Origin of the sequence: Vibrio sp. 1F263 (assembly GCF_041439035.1) — a bacterium.
Classification (GTDB): domain Bacteria; phylum Pseudomonadota; class Gammaproteobacteria; order Enterobacterales; family Vibrionaceae; genus Vibrio; species Vibrio tasmaniensis_A.
This window is the reverse complement of record NZ_JBGONI010000023.1, coordinates 1-16,614: the sequence shown is the minus strand read 5'-3', so window position 1 is coordinate 16,614 and position 16,614 is coordinate 1. Positions and strand designations below refer to the sequence as shown.

At 43.6% G+C, this 16,614-nt stretch carries 13 protein-coding genes; 5 read left to right on the top strand and 8 right to left on the bottom strand.

The window, feature by feature from the left end; genetic code table 11:
• Positions 1-16: 16 nt before the first annotated feature.
• From pstB to ACED25_RS14880, 3 genes are all read right to left on the bottom strand, one after another.
• Positions 17-835 carry a phosphate ABC transporter ATP-binding protein PstB gene (pstB, locus tag ACED25_RS14890; RefSeq protein WP_009848269.1) on the bottom strand — a complete coding sequence of 273 codons (819 nt, stop codon included), beginning with the start codon at positions 833-835 and terminating at the stop codon, positions 17-19.
• On the bottom strand, positions 836-2,545 hold the full coding sequence (gene pstA / locus ACED25_RS14885) for a phosphate ABC transporter permease PstA (RefSeq protein WP_371695556.1): 1,710 nt from the start codon (positions 2,543-2,545) through the stop codon (positions 836-838).
• A 110-nt stretch (positions 2,546-2,655) separates the two neighbouring features.
• Complete coding sequence (locus ACED25_RS14880; protein WP_371695555.1) at positions 2,656-4,872, bottom strand: ABC transporter permease subunit; 2,217 nt, start codon at positions 4,870-4,872, stop codon at positions 2,656-2,658.
• 200 nt (positions 4,873-5,072) lie between these two features.
• Here ACED25_RS14880 and ppk1 point away from each other — a divergent pair, with 200 nt between their 5' ends.
• Together ppk1 and ppx are read left to right on the top strand one after the other, a co-directional pair.
• Positions 5,073-7,169, top strand: a complete 2,097-nt coding sequence (ppk1, locus tag ACED25_RS14875) for a polyphosphate kinase 1 (RefSeq protein WP_371695554.1) — start codon at positions 5,073-5,075, stop codon at positions 7,167-7,169.
• Positions 7,160-8,671: an exopolyphosphatase gene (ppx, locus tag ACED25_RS14870; RefSeq protein ID WP_371695553.1), complete on the top strand. Its 1,512-nt coding sequence runs from the start codon at positions 7,160-7,162 to the stop codon at positions 8,669-8,671. Before ppk1 ends, ppx begins: the two co-directional genes overlap by 10 nt.
• Before the next feature lie 78 nt (positions 8,672-8,749).
• On the opposite strand, the gene ACED25_RS14865 is transcribed toward ppx, so the two are convergent.
• Genes ACED25_RS14865 through phoB form a run of 3 tightly spaced genes read right to left on the bottom strand, consistent with a single transcriptional unit; the run spans position 8,750 to position 11,745 of the window.
• Entirely contained in the window at positions 8,750-9,706 is a 957-nt protein-coding gene (locus ACED25_RS14865; protein ID WP_371695585.1) for a PstS family phosphate ABC transporter substrate-binding protein, read from the bottom strand.
• 17 nt (positions 9,707-9,723) lie between these two features.
• Positions 9,724-11,022, bottom strand: coding sequence for a phosphate regulon sensor histidine kinase PhoR (gene phoR, locus ACED25_RS14860; RefSeq protein ID WP_371695552.1), 1,299 nt, complete (start codon positions 11,020-11,022; stop codon positions 9,724-9,726).
• A 33-nt stretch (positions 11,023-11,055) separates the two neighbouring features.
• Positions 11,056-11,745 carry a phosphate regulon transcriptional regulator PhoB gene (gene phoB / locus ACED25_RS14855; protein WP_004735064.1) on the bottom strand — a complete coding sequence of 230 codons (690 nt, stop codon included), beginning with the start codon at positions 11,743-11,745 and terminating at the stop codon, positions 11,056-11,058.
• 193 nt (positions 11,746-11,938) lie between these two features.
• On the opposite strand from phoB, the gene rdgC reads away from it, so the two are divergent.
• The 3 genes from rdgC to ACED25_RS14840 all read left to right on the top strand — a co-directional run bounded on the left by rdgC (position 11,939) and on the right by ACED25_RS14840 (position 14,752).
• Entirely contained in the window at positions 11,939-12,853 is a 915-nt protein-coding gene (rdgC, locus tag ACED25_RS14850) for a recombination-associated protein RdgC (RefSeq protein ID WP_009848262.1), read from the top strand.
• A 205-nt stretch (positions 12,854-13,058) separates the two neighbouring features.
• Positions 13,059-14,477, top strand: a complete 1,419-nt coding sequence (gene yegQ / locus ACED25_RS14845; RefSeq protein ID WP_017098091.1) for a tRNA 5-hydroxyuridine modification protein YegQ — start codon at positions 13,059-13,061, stop codon at positions 14,475-14,477.
• 20 nt (positions 14,478-14,497) lie between these two features.
• The gene (locus tag ACED25_RS14840) at positions 14,498-14,752 is read left to right on the top strand and encodes a YfhL family 4Fe-4S dicluster ferredoxin (protein ID WP_004735061.1); all 255 of its coding nucleotides are present in this window, start codon (positions 14,498-14,500) and stop codon (positions 14,750-14,752) included.
• A 42-nt stretch (positions 14,753-14,794) separates the two neighbouring features.
• Here ACED25_RS14840 and ACED25_RS14835 read toward each other — a convergent pair whose 3' ends face one another.
• Together ACED25_RS14835 and mepA are read right to left on the bottom strand one after the other, a co-directional pair.
• Complete coding sequence (locus ACED25_RS14835; protein WP_009848260.1) at positions 14,795-15,103, bottom strand: hypothetical protein; 309 nt, start codon at positions 15,101-15,103, stop codon at positions 14,795-14,797.
• 278 nt (positions 15,104-15,381) lie between these two features.
• Entirely contained in the window at positions 15,382-16,221 is an 840-nt protein-coding gene (gene mepA / locus ACED25_RS14830; protein WP_017098092.1) for a penicillin-insensitive murein endopeptidase, read from the bottom strand.
• Between the last annotated feature and the right edge of the window lie 393 nt (positions 16,222-16,614).

Below are 16,614 nucleotides of genomic sequence, written 5' to 3'. Positions count from 1 at the left end.
GACACCTTTGTAGAGGTTAGCCATATCTACCAGTAATGTAGTCTTCCGTCTGGTTTTTCAATGGAGACGTAAAAATTGAGTCAGTATCTGAGTACTCGATCAATTTTCCCATATGAATAAAGGCAGTATGGTCACTTACACGCGCGGCTTGTTGCATGTTGTGGGTAACAATCACCACTGTGTATTGTGTTTTTAGATCGTTGATCAGCTCTTCAATCGTCAGAGTAGAAATCGGATCGAGTGCCGATGTTGGCTCATCCAATAACAGTACTTCAGGTTCGATGGCAACCGCACGAGCGATAACCAAACGCTGCTGTTGACCACCCGATAAACCAAAAGCGTTCTCATGCAATCGGTCTTTCACTTCATCCCATAGCGCGGCTGCACGCAAAGAGCGCTCAACTGCATCATCAAGATCTCGACTGTTGCTCACGCCTTGCAGCCTCAATCCATAAACCACATTCTCATAGATGGATTTAGGGAAAGGATTAGGGCGTTGAAACACCATGCCGACACGACGTCGTAAGGTCGCGACATCCACCTTAGGGTGATAGACGTTCTTGCCATGAAGCTTCACTTTGCCGGAAACCTTACAACCTTCAACAAGATCGTTCATGCGATTAATGCAGCGCAGTAGAGTCGATTTACCACACCCTGATGGGCCAATAAACGCGGTCACCTGTCCCTTTGGGATTTGCATTGAAATATCATCAAGTGCTTGGCTCTCTTTATAGTAAAGATTCAGCCCTTCAATCGAGATAGCAATTTGCTCATCCTTCAAGTTGTGAACATCAAGTGGTGCTTGGTAACCCAAGGTTTCATTAATCGAGAACATCTAATCTTGTCCTAAGGTTCGGTATTTTTCACGCAAGTTATTACGGATATTGATGGCCGTTAAATTCAATCCAACAATCACAGTAACCAGTAAAAATGAAGTCGCATACACTAAAGGTCGTGCCGCTTCGATATTAGAGGTTTGAAACCCAACATCATAGATATGAAAACCTAAATGCATGAACTTTCTATCTAAATGCAGGTATGGGAACTGACCATCCACAGGCAAGCTTGATGCGAGTTTCACCACCCCCACCAGCATAAGTGGGGCAACCTCCCCCGCAGCTCTCGCGATTGCCAAAATCAAACCCGTGATAATCGCAGGGCTTGCCATCGGTAAAACAATGCGCCAAAGCGTCTCAAATTGAGTGGCGCCAAGCGCCAATGAACCGTGCCTCACCGAGCTAGGGATACGCGTTAAGCCCTCTTCCGTTGTTACAATAACAACGGGTAATGTTAATACCGCTAAGGTCAGTGCAGACCATAAAAGGCCCGGCGTACCAAATGTCGGAGCGGGTAACCGTTCTGCGTAAAACAAAGAATCGATTGAGCCACCGATGGTATACACAAAGAATCCTAAGCCGAATACACCATACACAATCGACGGTACACCCGCTAAGTTAATTACGGCAATACGAATCAAACGTGTTAATGCGTTGTTTTTTGCGTATTCATGAAGATATATCGCAGCAACCACACCAAGAGGCATCACTACAATCGACATAAGAATAACCAACAGTACCGTGCCAAAAATCGCAGGAAACACACCGCCTTCAGAGTTTGAGTCTCGCGGGTTCTCCGACAAGAACTTCCAAACTTGTTTGCCCCAATGTCCAACCTTTTCAAGATAAGACATATTATTCGGGTACCAATAATCCAAAATATGACTGAGCGAAATTTCAACCTGCTCTCCTGTCATATCTTCTACCAACAAGCTTTCGACATTGAGCTGTGTTCTAAGATGCTCAAGCTTTACTTCGGCTTCAGCCAACTGGCGATTTAATTCCAATTTAGTTTGAGTATAGGTTTTAAGGTATTCATCGCTCACTGACTCATTGAGTTCAAGCTTACGTTTTTCTAAACGCAAGTTTTCCAATTGCCAGCTGATATTGCGGATTTCTTGGTTCACAACACGCGACGTCTCTTTGCGTAACGTATCAGCGAACGCCAAGCCTTGCTCGAGCTTTTGGTCTATGTTCGAATCAAATGTGCCAGAAGTGGTTTTAAAACCCACTGGTTTACCAAAGAAATAACCACCTCGACTTCGCTCAATCACAGCCCAGTCAGGTGGGGTGGTTGGTTCACGTAAGTTAACATCCAAAATGGAAACAAAGTCCGCTGGATAAATCTCCCTGTTGGCAACTTTGATACTTAAGCGCTGAATTAGCCCAGTCGACAGGTTTTGAGTCGACAATAGGTCTTGTACTTGTGGGACTTGCTCTATCGGGATGTATTTTCGTTCATATAACTGGCCAATCAATACATCTTGCTTTACTACCGTTTCGTCGAGGCCGACAACTAACGATGCATCTTTGGAATCCACTTGCCATTGGTACAAAGGAGCAGGCCAAAAATAGGTTAAGCCCTTCCAGCCGATCAGCAGCATTAGGCCAAGAACCGAAAGCATACTGATGCTCACCGCCCCACCCGTTAGCCATATCCACGGAGAGCCTGATTTAATCCAAGACAATAATGACTTCAGTTTATTCATTATGAACGACCTTGCTCTGACGTGCTGAACCCAAGGAAGAGCCAAGTTCGTGAGATACACTAGTCAAACAGCTAACAGCCATTGAGACACATTGAGGTAGAGCTTTAAAACTAAAGCGCACGATATTTATCTCTCAGTCTTTGTCTAACCCACTCTGCGACAGAGTTCACCGCGAATGTAAAAATAAACAGTAAGAGTGCCGCTAAGAACAACAAGCGGAAATGAGAACCGCCCACCTCAGATTCTGGTAATTCAACAGCAATCGTTGCCGATAATGTCCTCATCCCTTCCAAAATATTCCAGTCAAGAATTGGGGTGTTACCTGTCGCCATCAAGACAATCATAGTCTCGCCAACCGCTCGTCCTAGCCCCATCATGATTGCAGAAAAGATACCAGGGCTAGCCGTCAATAACACCACATAAATAAGGGTCTGCCACGCCGTCGCTCCCAAAGCCAGTGAGCCATCGGATAAATGTTTTGGCACAGAGAAAATAGCGTCTTCTGCAATCGTGAAAATTGTCGGGATCACAGCGAAGCCCATAGCGAAGCCAACCACCAACGCATTACGTTGGTCAAAGTCGATGCCATAGTTAGCTAAGAAAGTACGAATATCACCACCAAACAACAAGGCTTCCATACCATTTTCACCAGCAAAGACTGCTATCACAGTAATCACCAATACCGGGATCAATATCAGAGCATGCCAACCATTAGTAAAACGGCTCGTTACCATTTTAGGCAAACAGAACCAGACAAACCCAGTCAGTAGCGTGCTCAGTGGCAATAGCACCATTAACGAGAAGACGGCCGTTAAATGCGTTTCAACAATGGGAGCAAACCAAAGCCCGGCTAAGAATCCTATAATAACGGTCGGAAGAGCTTCCATCAGCTCAATCGAAGGCTTAACCACTCTTCGCATTCGTGGAGACATGAAGTATGCGGTGTAAATGGCTCCGAGCACAGCAACCGGCACGGCAAACATCATTGCAAACAGAGCGGCTTTGATAGTACCGAATGTGATAGGGACTAAACTGAATTTTTCTTCAAAGTCATCGTTCGCCGACGTTGATTGCCAAACGTATTGTGGCTCAGGATAGCTTTCGTACCAGACTTTTTGCCAAAGCGATGAGAATGATATTTGCGGATATTCGTTATCAACTTTAGCCACGCTGATGGTGCCATCAATCAGCGTCGCCAAATGCAGTTCGTTAGCAGACATAGCCGCTAATTGTGGTGACTTATCAAATGCGCGCTCAAACAGCGACAGCTTTTCACTGGTCGTATAGTGGCTTTGTAATGTGCCATTCTGATAGAAACTATAAAAACCCTTTCTATAAGTATCTGGCAGAATAAACTGAACCTCTTCGGCGAGTTGGAAGTCGCGAATATGGGTCAGGCTACGCTTTTCATCTTTGAGTACATCGAACCACTGAGAAACCTGTCCGTCCTCATGCGTAACCAACAGTGAATAAGCTCCAGACAGTAAATCGATACTTTTCACCGAGTGCTTCGCATCATTTAAGCTAAGATCAATCACTTCACGAACATTGAAGCCGCTATCGGATAACTTCAATACAACTAAATCCGATTGTGCTCGAAGATATAAAGTTTGGCCATCAGGCGTGACTAACAACTGTTGCTGTAAACCCAACTTATCCGACAGCCATTGACTCTTCTGAAAAACATACTGACCAGTAAGATCACTCTGGTACCACTTAACCAAAACTCGTTGATCGCTTAGCTGAGCGGCAACCGTGATACCACGTCCATTCTTAGAGAACGCAAATTTTTCGATTGTTGTTCCGTTTGATGATTCATCATTTAAAAACGGTTCCGGGAGATCGATTTGCTCAATTTTAGGTTCGGCTTCACTGCCCTTTTGCAGCACAGGCGCACTATACTCAGGGTAGAAAAAAGTAAGGTTGCTTGCGCTATCAGCAAAGGCAAACCAGTTTTCAGATGGGGTATTTCGAGAAAAAGCGATGGGGTTAGCTAAAACATTACGCTCAAAGTAAGAATGTGTATTTTGAGACTCTAAATCCCAAAACTGAACCAAACCGGATTTTTCGATAGTAAACGCATGCTGACCGTATTCATCCACGGATAAGGCGATAGGCTTTTCTATGGCTACGGTCTTCACGGCTTGGTCTGTCTCTAAACCAGTATCAGAAAATACCGGTAAAATGACCATCGCCAAGTAAACAAAGATCAGCACCAGAGCAGCTAGAACACTGACCGCGCCACATGTCACCGAAAAACGGACGAGACGATCTTTCAACCATCTTTTTTTGTCGCGCTCTTTCAATGAAAATTGGGCTGAAGCCATCTGTTTATCTACCTTTTTTTAGCTACTGACATAATATGTACGTTAGATGACAATTATATTACAAGTTACGTTAAACAACTGAAACTAATAACAAGTTTGTTGACCATATTTCTTAAAGTAAGATCATAGATTTTGTGAATTTTGTCATTCTAGATTAAAGTAATTAGCTCTATAGCCAGCACTCAAGGATTATCATCTCGATGGAAAAAGACTATGCCACAAAAGAACTTAGCTGGTTATCCTTCAACGAAAGAGTACTCCAAGAAGCGGCCGACAAGTCAGTTCCCTTAATCGAAAGAGTTCGTTTTTTAGGTATTTACTCGAAAAACCTCGATGAGTTTTACAAAGTCCGATTTGCTGATGTGAAACGAAAGATCTTACTTCAAGATCCTCAATTACCTGCCAACTCGCAGAAAACCCTGCTAACTCAAATGCAGAGCCAAGCAAGTAAGCTCGATGCTCAATTCCATGAATTGTATAGCGAATTACTATTGGAACTGGCGCGCAATCGTATTTTTCTGGTCAACGAACAGCAAATCAGCGAAGAGCAAAGTGAGTGGATCAAAAAGTATTTTAAGAAAAAAGTGCTGCCACATTTAACTCCGTTTCTCTTGAACGAAGATAGCCAGTTACTCAATATTATCAAAGACGAGCAAAGCTACTTGGCGATCGACATTGAGCAAGAGACATCTTCTCAATATGTCTTACTCGAAATCCCATCTGAAGCTCTCCCTCGATTTGTTAAGTTACCAGACACTTCGGATTCACAGCGTACGACTTTGATCTTATTAGATAATATAGTTCGATTTTGTTTAGATGACTTGCTTAAAGGATTCTTTGAGTATGACTCCGTGCGTTGCTTTGCTATAAAAATGACTCGTGATGCCGATTATGACCTTCAAGAGAGCAATGAAAATACTCTACTAGAATCTATGTCGTTGGGTTTAGAACAGCGTTTGACGGCACTACCGATACGCCTTATCTATGAGTCAGAAATGCCCGCTGAAATGCTCAATTTCTTACAAGTCAGACTTAAACTATCTGACTATGACAGTGTCATTGCGGGTGGTCGCTACCATAACTTCAAACACTTCTCTGAGTTCCCACGCCTTAATCGACGTGATTTAGTTAATCGTCCACTACCCGCGATTAAGTGCGCGCATTTCAGTCATTACCCAAACTATTTCGAAGCGATCAAAGCTCGTGACATCTTGTTGCATTACCCTTATCACACCTTTAATCACATTACTGAACTCGTGAGGCAGGCTTCCTTTGACCCGAAGGTAACTTCCATAAAAATAAACGTTTACCGTGTTGCAGAAGGATCAAAGCTCCTTAGCTCGATCATCGATGCGGCGCACAATGGTAAGAAAGTAACTGTCGTCGTTGAGCTTCAAGCTCGCTTTGATGAGCAAGCCAATATTCAATGGACCAAGAAACTTCAAGAAGCCGGTATAAAAGTCATCCATGGCATCCCAAGTTTGAAAATCCACTCCAAGCTGTTGCTCATTAAACGGAAAGAAGGCAAGCATACGGCGCATTACGCTCATATTGGCACCGGTAACTTTCATGAAGTAACAGCGCGCGTGTATACCGATTTTTCTCTGCTCACTGCAAATGAAGATTTGACTCAAGAGGTGAGACAAGTCTTTAAGTATATTGAAAACCCTTATCAAAAATCACAGTTCAAGCAACTGATTGTGTCACCAAAGAATACAAGAAAACGCCTGTATCAGTTGATAGATAATGAAATACAAAACGCGATAGAGAACAAGCCTGCAAGTATCACTCTAAAACTCAACAATTTGGTCGACCGAGAGATCATTGAGAAGCTCTATCAGGCTAGCCAAGCCAATGTGAAAGTGAGAATGGTCATTCGTGGTATGTGCTCTCTCGTACCGGGAGTCTCCAATATCAGTGAGCAGATTGAGATTGTTAGTGTGGTCGATCGTTTTCTCGAACACCCAAGAGTGATGATCTTTGGTAACGCTGGTAATCCAAAAGTCTATATCTCCTCTGCCGACTGGATGACACGAAACTTCGATCATAGGATCGAAGTTGCAGCCCCAATTTTAGATCCAAAGATCAAGCAAACCATTATCGATATCACCGAGTTTCATTTCGATGACAGCAACAAAGCTCGAGTGCTAGACCAATCGATGAGCAATCCTTACATACAAGCTCCAACAAACCCACTCGATTACCCGACGTCACAACTCTCCACTTACCACTATATTAAACGTATGGAGAAACTTGCTCGCAAGAAGTACAAACAAGAGAAGAAATCATGCCGCTAATTGATAACAAACATTCTCGATGTATTGCCGCTATCGACTTGGGTTCGAACAGTTTTCATATGGTGGTTGCCCGAGTATTCGAACAACACCTGCAATTAGTCAGCAGACACAAACAGAAAGTGAGATTAGGTAATGGGTTGGATGAGTTTAACTTCTTATCCGAAAGTGCTATCGAGCGAGGCTTGGAGTGCCTCAAAGTGTTCGCAGAACGACTAGCGGATTTTGAACTTGATGATGTAAGAGTTGTTGCGACTCATACCCTAAGAAAAGCCAAAAACGCTCAAGACTTCTTAGAGCAAGCCAAACCACTGTTTCCTTTTCCAATAGAGATCATTTCAGGTCAAGAAGAAGCTCGAATAATCTATAACGGTGTAGAACACACTCAAACCGCTTCCGAATCTAAATTGGTTATTGATATCGGTGGAGGGAGTACGGAACTCGTCGCAGGGCAAGGCTTTACGCCCCTAATTATGCGCAGTTTACCTATGGGATGCGTCAGCTTCACTCAACACTTCTTTGCTGACGGAGAGCTAACCTCACAACACTTCTCAGATGCTTATACCGCGGCTACTCGTCTATTGATGCCATTGATTGAAGAATACACAAAGGCCCCTTGGGAAATCGCCTTTGGCTCATCAGGGACGACTAAGTCAATAAAAGAGGTACTCATTGGTTTAGGCTTTACCGATGGTCTCATTACGCCGCAACGTCTGTCCTATTTGAAAAATCACTTATGTGAGTTTTCATCATCCAAAACCTTAGACCTTTCAGGTTTAAGTGATGAGAGAAAGCCGGTGTTTGCTGCTGGCGTCATCATTCTTTCAGCAGCCATGGATACGCTAGACATAAAGGAGTTACATTTTTCTGATGGCGCCCTGAGAGAAGGCGTTCTTTATGACATGGAGGATAGGTTTAAAGATATTGATGTTCGAACAAGAACTGCCGAAACGCTCGTCTCTCGATACCATGTTGACGTAGCGCATGGCCAGAGAGTCAAAGAACTCGCCCTTGCATTACTGAAACAAGTGCAGCCTCAAGTAACGACTATGGTCACTAATGAGCTGTATGATCTAGTTGGTTGGGCTGCACTACTTCATGAGGTAGGGCAAAGCATCGCATTCCAAGGCTATCACCGCCATTCGGCTTATCTGCTTAAGCACACGACAATGCCCGGTTTCAATACTGAGCAACAACGTCTTATCTCGACATTGGTTCGCCACCAAAGAAAAGCGATTAAGCGACAAGACTTGCCGGAACTGTCTCTATTTTCTCCACAACAAATAACGCTACTAATTCGCATATTAAGACTCGCTATCTTACTCAATCGTCAGAGAAATCAAGCACTAGTCCCAGACACGACTCTAACGATTGAACAACAGGATAACTGGGGATTGAAAGGATCTAACAGCTATTGGTTGGCCCAAAACCAACTGCTTGAATATGAACTCAAAGAAGAACAACAACGTTGGCAAAATGCTGGATGGTCGTTAAAGGTAGAATAACGACCAGTCAAAATAAAAACAGCCTGCGACTTAGCAAGCTGTTCATACGTTCGTTTTCTAAGTTTGTATTAGCCTCAATCAGAGCCCGACTTTTGCCAACTCTTGCTCCGCGAACTCAGGCGGTATCGCTAAATAGCCATCTTTCTCTACCAGTTCTTGCCCTTGCTTCGAGAATACAAAAGTGAGGAACTCTCTCTCTACAGGAGAAAGCGGTTTATCTGGGTGTTTATTCACATACACATAGAGAAAGCGCGATAGAGGGTAATCTCCGCTTAAAATATTCGCTCGAGTAGGCTCTACGTAATCAGAACCATGCTCCGCAATAGGAATTAACTTTACACCAGCCACTCGATAACCAATACCTGAGTACCCTATCCCGCTGATTGATGAAGCGACCGACTGTACAACCGACGCTGAGCCTGGCTGTTCATTGACTCGGTTCTTGAAGTCGCCACTACATAATGCGTTTTGTTTGAAGTAGCCGTAGGTTCCCGAAACGGAATTACGACCGAACAGTTGGAATCTATGTTTTGCCCACGGCTGGCTGATACCTAAATCTTGCCAATTGTTTAGCGGCTTAGTCGCGCCACAGCGCAATGTCTCCGAAAATATGCTGTCAATTTCGCGAAAATTAAGCCCCTCGATAGAGTTATCACGATGCACAAAAAGACCAATCGCATCGATAGCAACTCGAAGCGCCGTCGGCTTATAGCCATGCTCCCTTTCGAACGCTTCCACTTCTCGTAGGCGCATTGGACGACTCATAGGCCCAAGGTGAGCAGTACCTTCCGTTAATGCAGGAGGTGCAGTGGATGAACCAGAAGCCTGAACTTGAGCATTCACGTTCGGGTAGTAAGACTTAAACTCTTCAACCCATAACGTTGTCATTCCCGCTAAGGTATCGGAACCGACAGACAACAAGCTGCCAGAAATACCCGGACCCTTAGAATAATCAGGAAGAGAATCGACACTTTGCTCGGCATGAACAGGGGTAACCAAAGCTAATGCTAATAATGAACTGATGGGGAAACGCATCCGGCGTATTAAGGAACTCATGACACTGTCAATCGGCTAGGTAGCGTGAAATGGAATCGGCTACCAACACCCAATTCACTTTGAATTTCTAAATGTGAATCATGGTGACTAAGCGCATGTTTCACAATCGCTAACCCTAGGCCACTGCCCCCAGTATCGCGTGAGCGTGCTTTATCAACACGATAGAAACGCTCTGTAAGTCGATGCAAGTGTTGTGGTTCGATACCGTCTCCGGTGTCTGACACATCCAAACACGCACCTTGACTGGTTTGATACCAACGAACCTTTACGGTCGCACCAGGCGGCGTGTATTTCACTGCATTGTAAACCAGATTCGATATCGCACTTCTTAACTGATCTTCATCAGCTAATACGCGTAAGCTCTTATCAATATCAAATTCCAGCTTGTGTTCTCGCTCTCCACTGAGACTAGCGGCTTCTTTTTCAAGAACTTCCAACATCGCCGGAACATTCACCACTTCATCCAATTCATGCATTGGCGCCGCTTCTATCTTAGAAAGAGTAAGAAGCTGATTGACCAAACTGTTCATACGATTTAACTGCTCAGTCATCACACCATGAGCCTTAGGCCACATAGGTCCAACGACCATGTCTGGATCTTCCGTCATTTCAAGATAGCCCTGAAGTACGGTCATTGGAGTGCGTAGCTCGTGAGAAACGTTAGCGAAAAAGTTACGACGCATGCCTTCTAGCTGTTTTAGCTGAGTAACATCACGTACTACCATCAAATGCTCACCTTCAGTATAAGGTACGATACGCAGCTCAAGCATACGCTCCACGTTAAGTGGCGAAGGCATCTCTAACGGCTCTGAGAAATCTTGTTTGTTAAGGTACTTGATGAAGTCCGGCGTGCGGATCAAGTTAGAGATCGGTTGACCTGAATCGTCTGGCCAGCGAAAACCCAGTAAATACTGAGCAAGCTTGTTACACCAAACAATATTGCCTTCACCGCGAAACACCACAACGGCATCGGGAAGGGATTCAGCACCGTTTCGGAAACGGCGGATAAGGTTGGTCAATTCTTTGCGTTTGCGACGCTGCCTCTGCTGCATACGATAGATACCGTTGAACAGAGACTCCCAGTTTCCAGAACCTGAAGGGGGTGTTAACCGCTTTTCATCCCACAACCAAGCAGACAAACGCATTTGATAGTGTAGATGCCATGCTAACTGTAATACTGTTGCAGCCAGCAATAACCAAGGTAAATAACCGAATATCCATCCGACTATAATCCAAGGTGCGTAAAAAAAAGCCAGCTCCCAAGCTAGCTTTTTCCAGGTTAACTTCTCAACCATTCAGGACTCCATAAACTGGGCAGTGAAGCCACATTAAGCCTTTGTAGAAAAACGGTAGCCTGCACCGCGAACCGTTTGAATTAATTTGTCATGACCAGCAGATTCAAGTGCTTTGCGTAAACGTCGAATATGAACATCAACCGTACGATCTTCAACGTAAACGTTAGTACCCCAAACGTTATTTAGCAGTTGCTCTCGGCTGTATACTCGCTCTTGGTGAGTCATAAAGAAATGCAGCATTTTGAACTCGGTTGGGCCCATATCAACGGGACCTTCACTTGCGGTAACGCGGTGAGATACAGGGTCTAGCTTAAGGCCTTGTACATCAATCACATCTTCTAGTGCAGTAGGCGTTACACGGCGGATAACCGCTTTCAGGCGAGCAACGAGCTCTTTTGGCGAAAATGGCTTGGTGATGTAATCATCAGCGCCCACTTCTAAACCGCGAACCTTATCCTCTTCTTCGCCACGAGCCGTCAGCATCACCACTGGGATGTTGCGAGTTAACTCTTCACGCTTCATGTGCTTGATAAAGTTTATCCCGCTACCACCAGGTAGCATCCAATCTAGTAATACTAGATCTGGGAAAGGTTCACATAGCTTGTTTACCGCTGTATCGTAATCTTCAGCCTCTACTGCTTGGTAGCCTTTTTGCTCAAGTACAAAACACAACATCTCACGAATAGGTGCTTCATCTTCAACGACCAGAATCCTTCTCGACATAATTGAATAGCCTTAGTATTTAATCAACGCATTGCATTATCTGGTTTAATTATGACACTTTTGTGACCTTTGAAAACAAATTTTCATATAACTGTCTCAAACATTTCACTTTTAATTTTTATTGCAGGTATAAGACAAATGGATCGAAATCTCCTATGATGAGCGTCTTCAGATAAAGGTATGAGAAATATTTATGTGGTTTAAGAATTGCCTCGTCTATCGCTTTAATCGTGATATAGACTTCAACGCAGATCAGCTAGAGAAACAACTTGAAGAGTTCCGTTTTACCCCTTGTGGCAGCCAAGACAAACAGAAGTTTGGTTGGGTAAACGCGATGGGTAGACACGGCGATATGATGACGCACGTATCAGAAAACCGCATTCTCATCTGTGCAAAGAAAGAAGAGAAAATGCTTCCAGCTTCAGTGATCAAAGATTCATTGAATGCAAAAGTAGAAACGCTTGAGGCAGAGTCTGGTACTCCTTTGAAAAAGAAAGAGAAAGACAGCCTAAAAGAAGACATCATCATCGATCTTCTTCCTCGTGCTTTCAGCCGCAGTAACTTTACTTACGCGCTGATCATGCCGAAAGAAGGCTTTATTGTTGTTGATGCTAGCAGCTACAAAAAAGCAGAAGACGTACTAGCATTACTACGTAAAACAATGGGTAGCTTGCCAGTAGTGCCAGCTATTCCAGAGCAAGCGATTGAAACAACGTTAACGGAATGGGTTAAGTCAGGTGATACGCCTAAAGGCATCACCATGCTTGATGAAGCTGAGCTTAAATCAATCCAAGAAGACGGCGGTATTGTTCGAGTTAAGAAACAAGAACTAGAAGCTGATGAGATTAAGAACCACATCGAAGCCAATAAAGTTGTGACTAAACTTCTGATCAACTGGCAAGATCGCATTGAGTTCATTCTTGCTGAAGATGGCAGCATCAAGCGTCTAAAATTCAGTGATGAACTAAAAGATGAGAACGACGATATTCCTCGTGAAGATCAAGCTGCACGTTTTGATGCAGACTTCTCTCTACTTTGTGGTGAGTTCAGTGTTTTCCTACCAAACCTATTCGAATCATTAGGCGGGTTAACTCAACCTAACGCTTAATTGTTCCGATTTGAAGCTCAGGCATCGACGATATCTGAGCTTGTTTTCTTCTCCACCCCGCTTATCAACACCTAACAACACTCTTCACAATACCATTGTTATCTTTAGGGCTATCAACCAAACTCATTTTAGCGTAAAATTTGCGCCCCTTTGATATCACTTGGTGGTATCAACCTGACTTGAGATCAGATTAGAGAACGAAGCAATGACTACACAAAAACCATTTGTACCTGAACTATTATCACCGGCAGGAAGCCTTAAAAACATGCGTTACGCATTCGCCTATGGCGCAGATGCAGTATACGCAGGCCAGCCACGTTACAGCCTTCGTGTTCGTAACAACGAGTTCAATCACGAAAACCTACAAATCGGTATCGATGAAGCTCATGCTCAAGGCAAAAAGTTATATGTTGTATGTAACATTCAGCCACACAACTCTAAATTAAAAACATTTATCCGCGACCTTAAGCCAGTTGTTGAGATGGGCCCAGACGCACTTATCATGTCAGATCCAGGTCTTATCATGATGGTACGTGAATCATTCCCTGAAATGCCGATCCACCTTTCAGTTCAAGCAAACGCAGTAAACTGGGCGACCGTTAAGTTCTGGTCAACTCAAGGCGTTGAGCGTGTGATCCTATCTCGTGAGCTATCTCTTGAAGAAATCGAAGAGATTCGCGAACACTGCCCAGAAACAGAGCTAGAAATCTTTGTTCACGGTGCTCTATGCATGGCTTACTCTGGTCGTTGCCTACTTTCTGGCTACATGAACAAACGCGATCCAAACCAAGGTACTTGTACTAACGCTTGTCGTTGGGAATACAAGACCGAAGCTGCGAAAGAAGACGAAAATGGTCAGATCGTTGAAGCAAACCCAACAGGTGTTGCTATTCAAGAAGTAGAAACTCAAGGTATTGAAGTTCAAGACGAACGCCCAGACAACACTCTAGGCCTTGGCAAGCCAACAGACGAAGTCGTGTTGCTTTCTGAGTCACACAAGCCAGAAGAGAAAATGGCAGCGTTTGAAGATGAGCATGGTACTTACATCATGAACTCAAAAGATCTTCGCGCAATCCAACACGTTGAGCGTTTAACTAAGATGGGCGTTCACTCTCTGAAAATCGAAGGTCGTACTAAGTCTTTCTACTACTGTGCACGTACAGCACAGGTTTACCGTAAAGCTATCGACGATGCTGTTGCAGGTAAGCCATTTGATGAGAGTCTAATGGGTACGCTAGAGAGCCTAGCTCACCGAGGTTACACTGAAGGCTTCCTACGTCGTCACACTCACGATTCATACCAAAACTACGAATACGGTTATTCTATCTCTGATACTCAACAGTTTGTTGGTGAATTCACAGGTAAACGCCGTGGCGACCTAGCTGAAGTAGAAGTGAAAAACAAATTCCTAGTTGGTGACAGCCTAGAAATGATGACACCGAAAGGTAACATTGTTTTCAAACTAGAAGTTATGGAAAACCGTAAATCTGAAGCGGTAGACGACGCAAAAGGTAACGGTCACTTCGTATTTATTCCTGTACCTGCTGATCTTGATCTAGAATTTGGTTTGTTAATGCGTAACTTGAGCGCAGGCCAAGATACACGTAACGCTTCAGGTAAATAACGGTTACTTTGGAAAGATAAATGGCTCTACTAATAACTGACAAGTGCATAAACTGCGATATGTGTGACCCAGAATGCCCAAATGGCGCAATCACTATGGGTGACAGTATCTTCGAAATCGATCCTGATTTATGTACTGAGTGTAAAGGTCACTATGAGAAGCCAACATGTCAGTCAGTGTGTCCCATTACAAAATGCATAATCACTGACCCAAACCATATTGAAACTGACGACGAATTATTAGAAAAGTTTGTCATTATTCAAGGCTTGACCTAAAAGGTAAAAGGTTCAACTTAATCATCAAGTTGAACCTTTTTTTTAACCCGATTTTTCAATGGGATATATGTTGCAGAACATCTCTTTCTCAAATTGATATTCGAGTCGTTCACGCCAGTTTATTGATTGAGCTATCGGAACAAGATAGAAGTTTTCTCTACTGGTATCAGTCACAAATGCCATTCCATACTGCATTAATTCATAGTGAACATCATTTACGAAGCTAGGGTCTAAACGTTGTCTGCCTGTTAGCTGATTGATATCAGCTCTTGAAATAGAAATACCCGAGCTTTCAGCGTTGAACCTATGTCTTAACCATTCGGAAAATTCCTTTGCACAAATCATAGTCATAGTCTTATCCTTGAATTATCTATCGACGGGCATCAGACTCTGATTTCGCATACTGCGTATAAGCCGCATCTTTCACCCCAAAAAACACTCAATCCCTGACCAAACCTTGTCAAATTCGTCATCGTCGCCTTTGCTGATATCGTTATTGGTTTTATTGATATCAAACGATGTTCTTAATCTCGTGTTTATAAACTCTAGACAAAAGTGTGATATTTCTCCAGTTTTAGAGTCGAGAAAACCAGTGGCATTACCACTGCAAAAATTCTCGATGAACAGGATTACTTATTTGATATCAAGGCCAAACATTGACTTGGCATCACTTTAACTCTCTTTTTTTTCTTACTTTTAGCGACTTTTTTAGGTGGAGGAACGGGAATGGTCTTTGGAGCCCAACTTGCAAGTTCATCTCCACAACCATCACCTTTAGGAGGGCTTGCTTGAGCTATACAGTTTGAGCTGCCTTTAGGGCATTTTAAACGAACATGAAAATGAGAATGATGTCCCCACCAAGGCCTAATTTTACCTAACCAAGCTCTCCCATTGGCATCAGAGTTTTCTTGTTCACAAAGGGTGTGCTTAATAACTGGGTGAACAAAAATACGCACCACTTTTTCATCTTTGGCTGCATAGCGAATCACTTGAAAATGATCATCGGTCCAATTCGATTCACGCAATTTGTAGTTAGTGAGATCGACAACGCTCAATGGCTTAGGTACGGCAAGTTCATTCTCTGAAAGTTTTTTATCAGTGAGCCTTAACCATATATCAATATCCAAACCAGTCTGGTGACTTGAATGACCCGAAGAAAAACGCCCTCCACGAGGCAGAGAAATATCACCCACCAATAGATTTGTGTTGAGTTGTTTGCTTGTAGTTAAACCTAGCCTTTCAATAAACTGAATTGACTCTGTGTGGCCATAATAGCGCTCTCTCTGAGGGCGGATCACCTGATAACCTTGCCCATTAATTGGCAAAGCTTGCGCCCCGTCAAGACAACCATTAGCGTAACTACCTATGGATGAGGTTGAATTTCTTGTTGGGCTTTTCTCTTTTTCCCACGAGGTTGCAGATACAACAAACGAACAAAAGATAAGAGCCAATGTACAAAATAACCTCATAACAATTCCAAATAAACGATCACTGTTTTTATACTAGTCGTCATTAGGGAATTGGTGTATGTCGAGAGTGATATTTTTGGGATAGCTTGAGAGTTATCTACTGACTTTAGATATTTAAGTGAAAAAGCTTCACTATTCCTAGCGAATCTTCTCAATCTGTAGCGATATTATCGTAGTCGAAGACAAAAACTCACAGCCCTGAAACGACGAAAGCCTAGTCATAAGACTAGGCTTTCTAATAAATGGCGGAACGGCTGGGGTTGCAGGCACCGGGACTCGTTGGTCGCAGACCAAAACACTAGACATGAAAAAGCCCTAACATTTCTGTTAGGGCTTTGTCTAATAAGTGGCGGAGTGGACGGGACTCGAACCCGCGACCCCCGGCGTGACAGG

Coding starts and splice junctions, on each gene's coding strand:
- pstB (WP_009848269.1), bottom strand. CDS start 835: ATGTTCTCGATTAATGAAACCTTGGGTTACCAAGCACCACTTGATGTT.
- pstA (WP_371695556.1), bottom strand. CDS start 2,545: ATGAATAAACTGAAGTCATTATTGTCTTGGATTAAATCAGGCTCTCCG.
- ACED25_RS14880 (WP_371695555.1), bottom strand. CDS start 4,872: ATGGCTTCAGCCCAATTTTCATTGAAAGAGCGCGACAAAAAAAGATGG.
- ppk1 (WP_371695554.1), top strand. CDS start 5,073: ATGGAAAAAGACTATGCCACAAAAGAACTTAGCTGGTTATCCTTCAAC.
- ppx (WP_371695553.1), top strand. CDS start 7,160: ATGCCGCTAATTGATAACAAACATTCTCGATGTATTGCCGCTATCGAC.
- ACED25_RS14865 (WP_371695585.1), bottom strand. CDS start 9,706: ATGCGTTTCCCCATCAGTTCATTATTAGCATTAGCTTTGGTTACCCCT.
- phoR (WP_371695552.1), bottom strand. CDS start 11,022: ATGGTTGAGAAGTTAACCTGGAAAAAGCTAGCTTGGGAGCTGGCTTTT.
- phoB (WP_004735064.1), bottom strand. CDS start 11,745: ATGTCGAGAAGGATTCTGGTCGTTGAAGATGAAGCACCTATTCGTGAG.
- rdgC (WP_009848262.1), top strand. CDS start 11,939: ATGTGGTTTAAGAATTGCCTCGTCTATCGCTTTAATCGTGATATAGAC.
- yegQ (WP_017098091.1), top strand. CDS start 13,059: ATGACTACACAAAAACCATTTGTACCTGAACTATTATCACCGGCAGGA.
- ACED25_RS14840 (WP_004735061.1), top strand. CDS start 14,498: ATGGCTCTACTAATAACTGACAAGTGCATAAACTGCGATATGTGTGAC.
- ACED25_RS14835 (WP_009848260.1), bottom strand. CDS start 15,103: ATGACTATGATTTGTGCAAAGGAATTTTCCGAATGGTTAAGACATAGG.
- mepA (WP_017098092.1), bottom strand. CDS start 16,221: ATGAGGTTATTTTGTACATTGGCTCTTATCTTTTGTTCGTTTGTTGTA.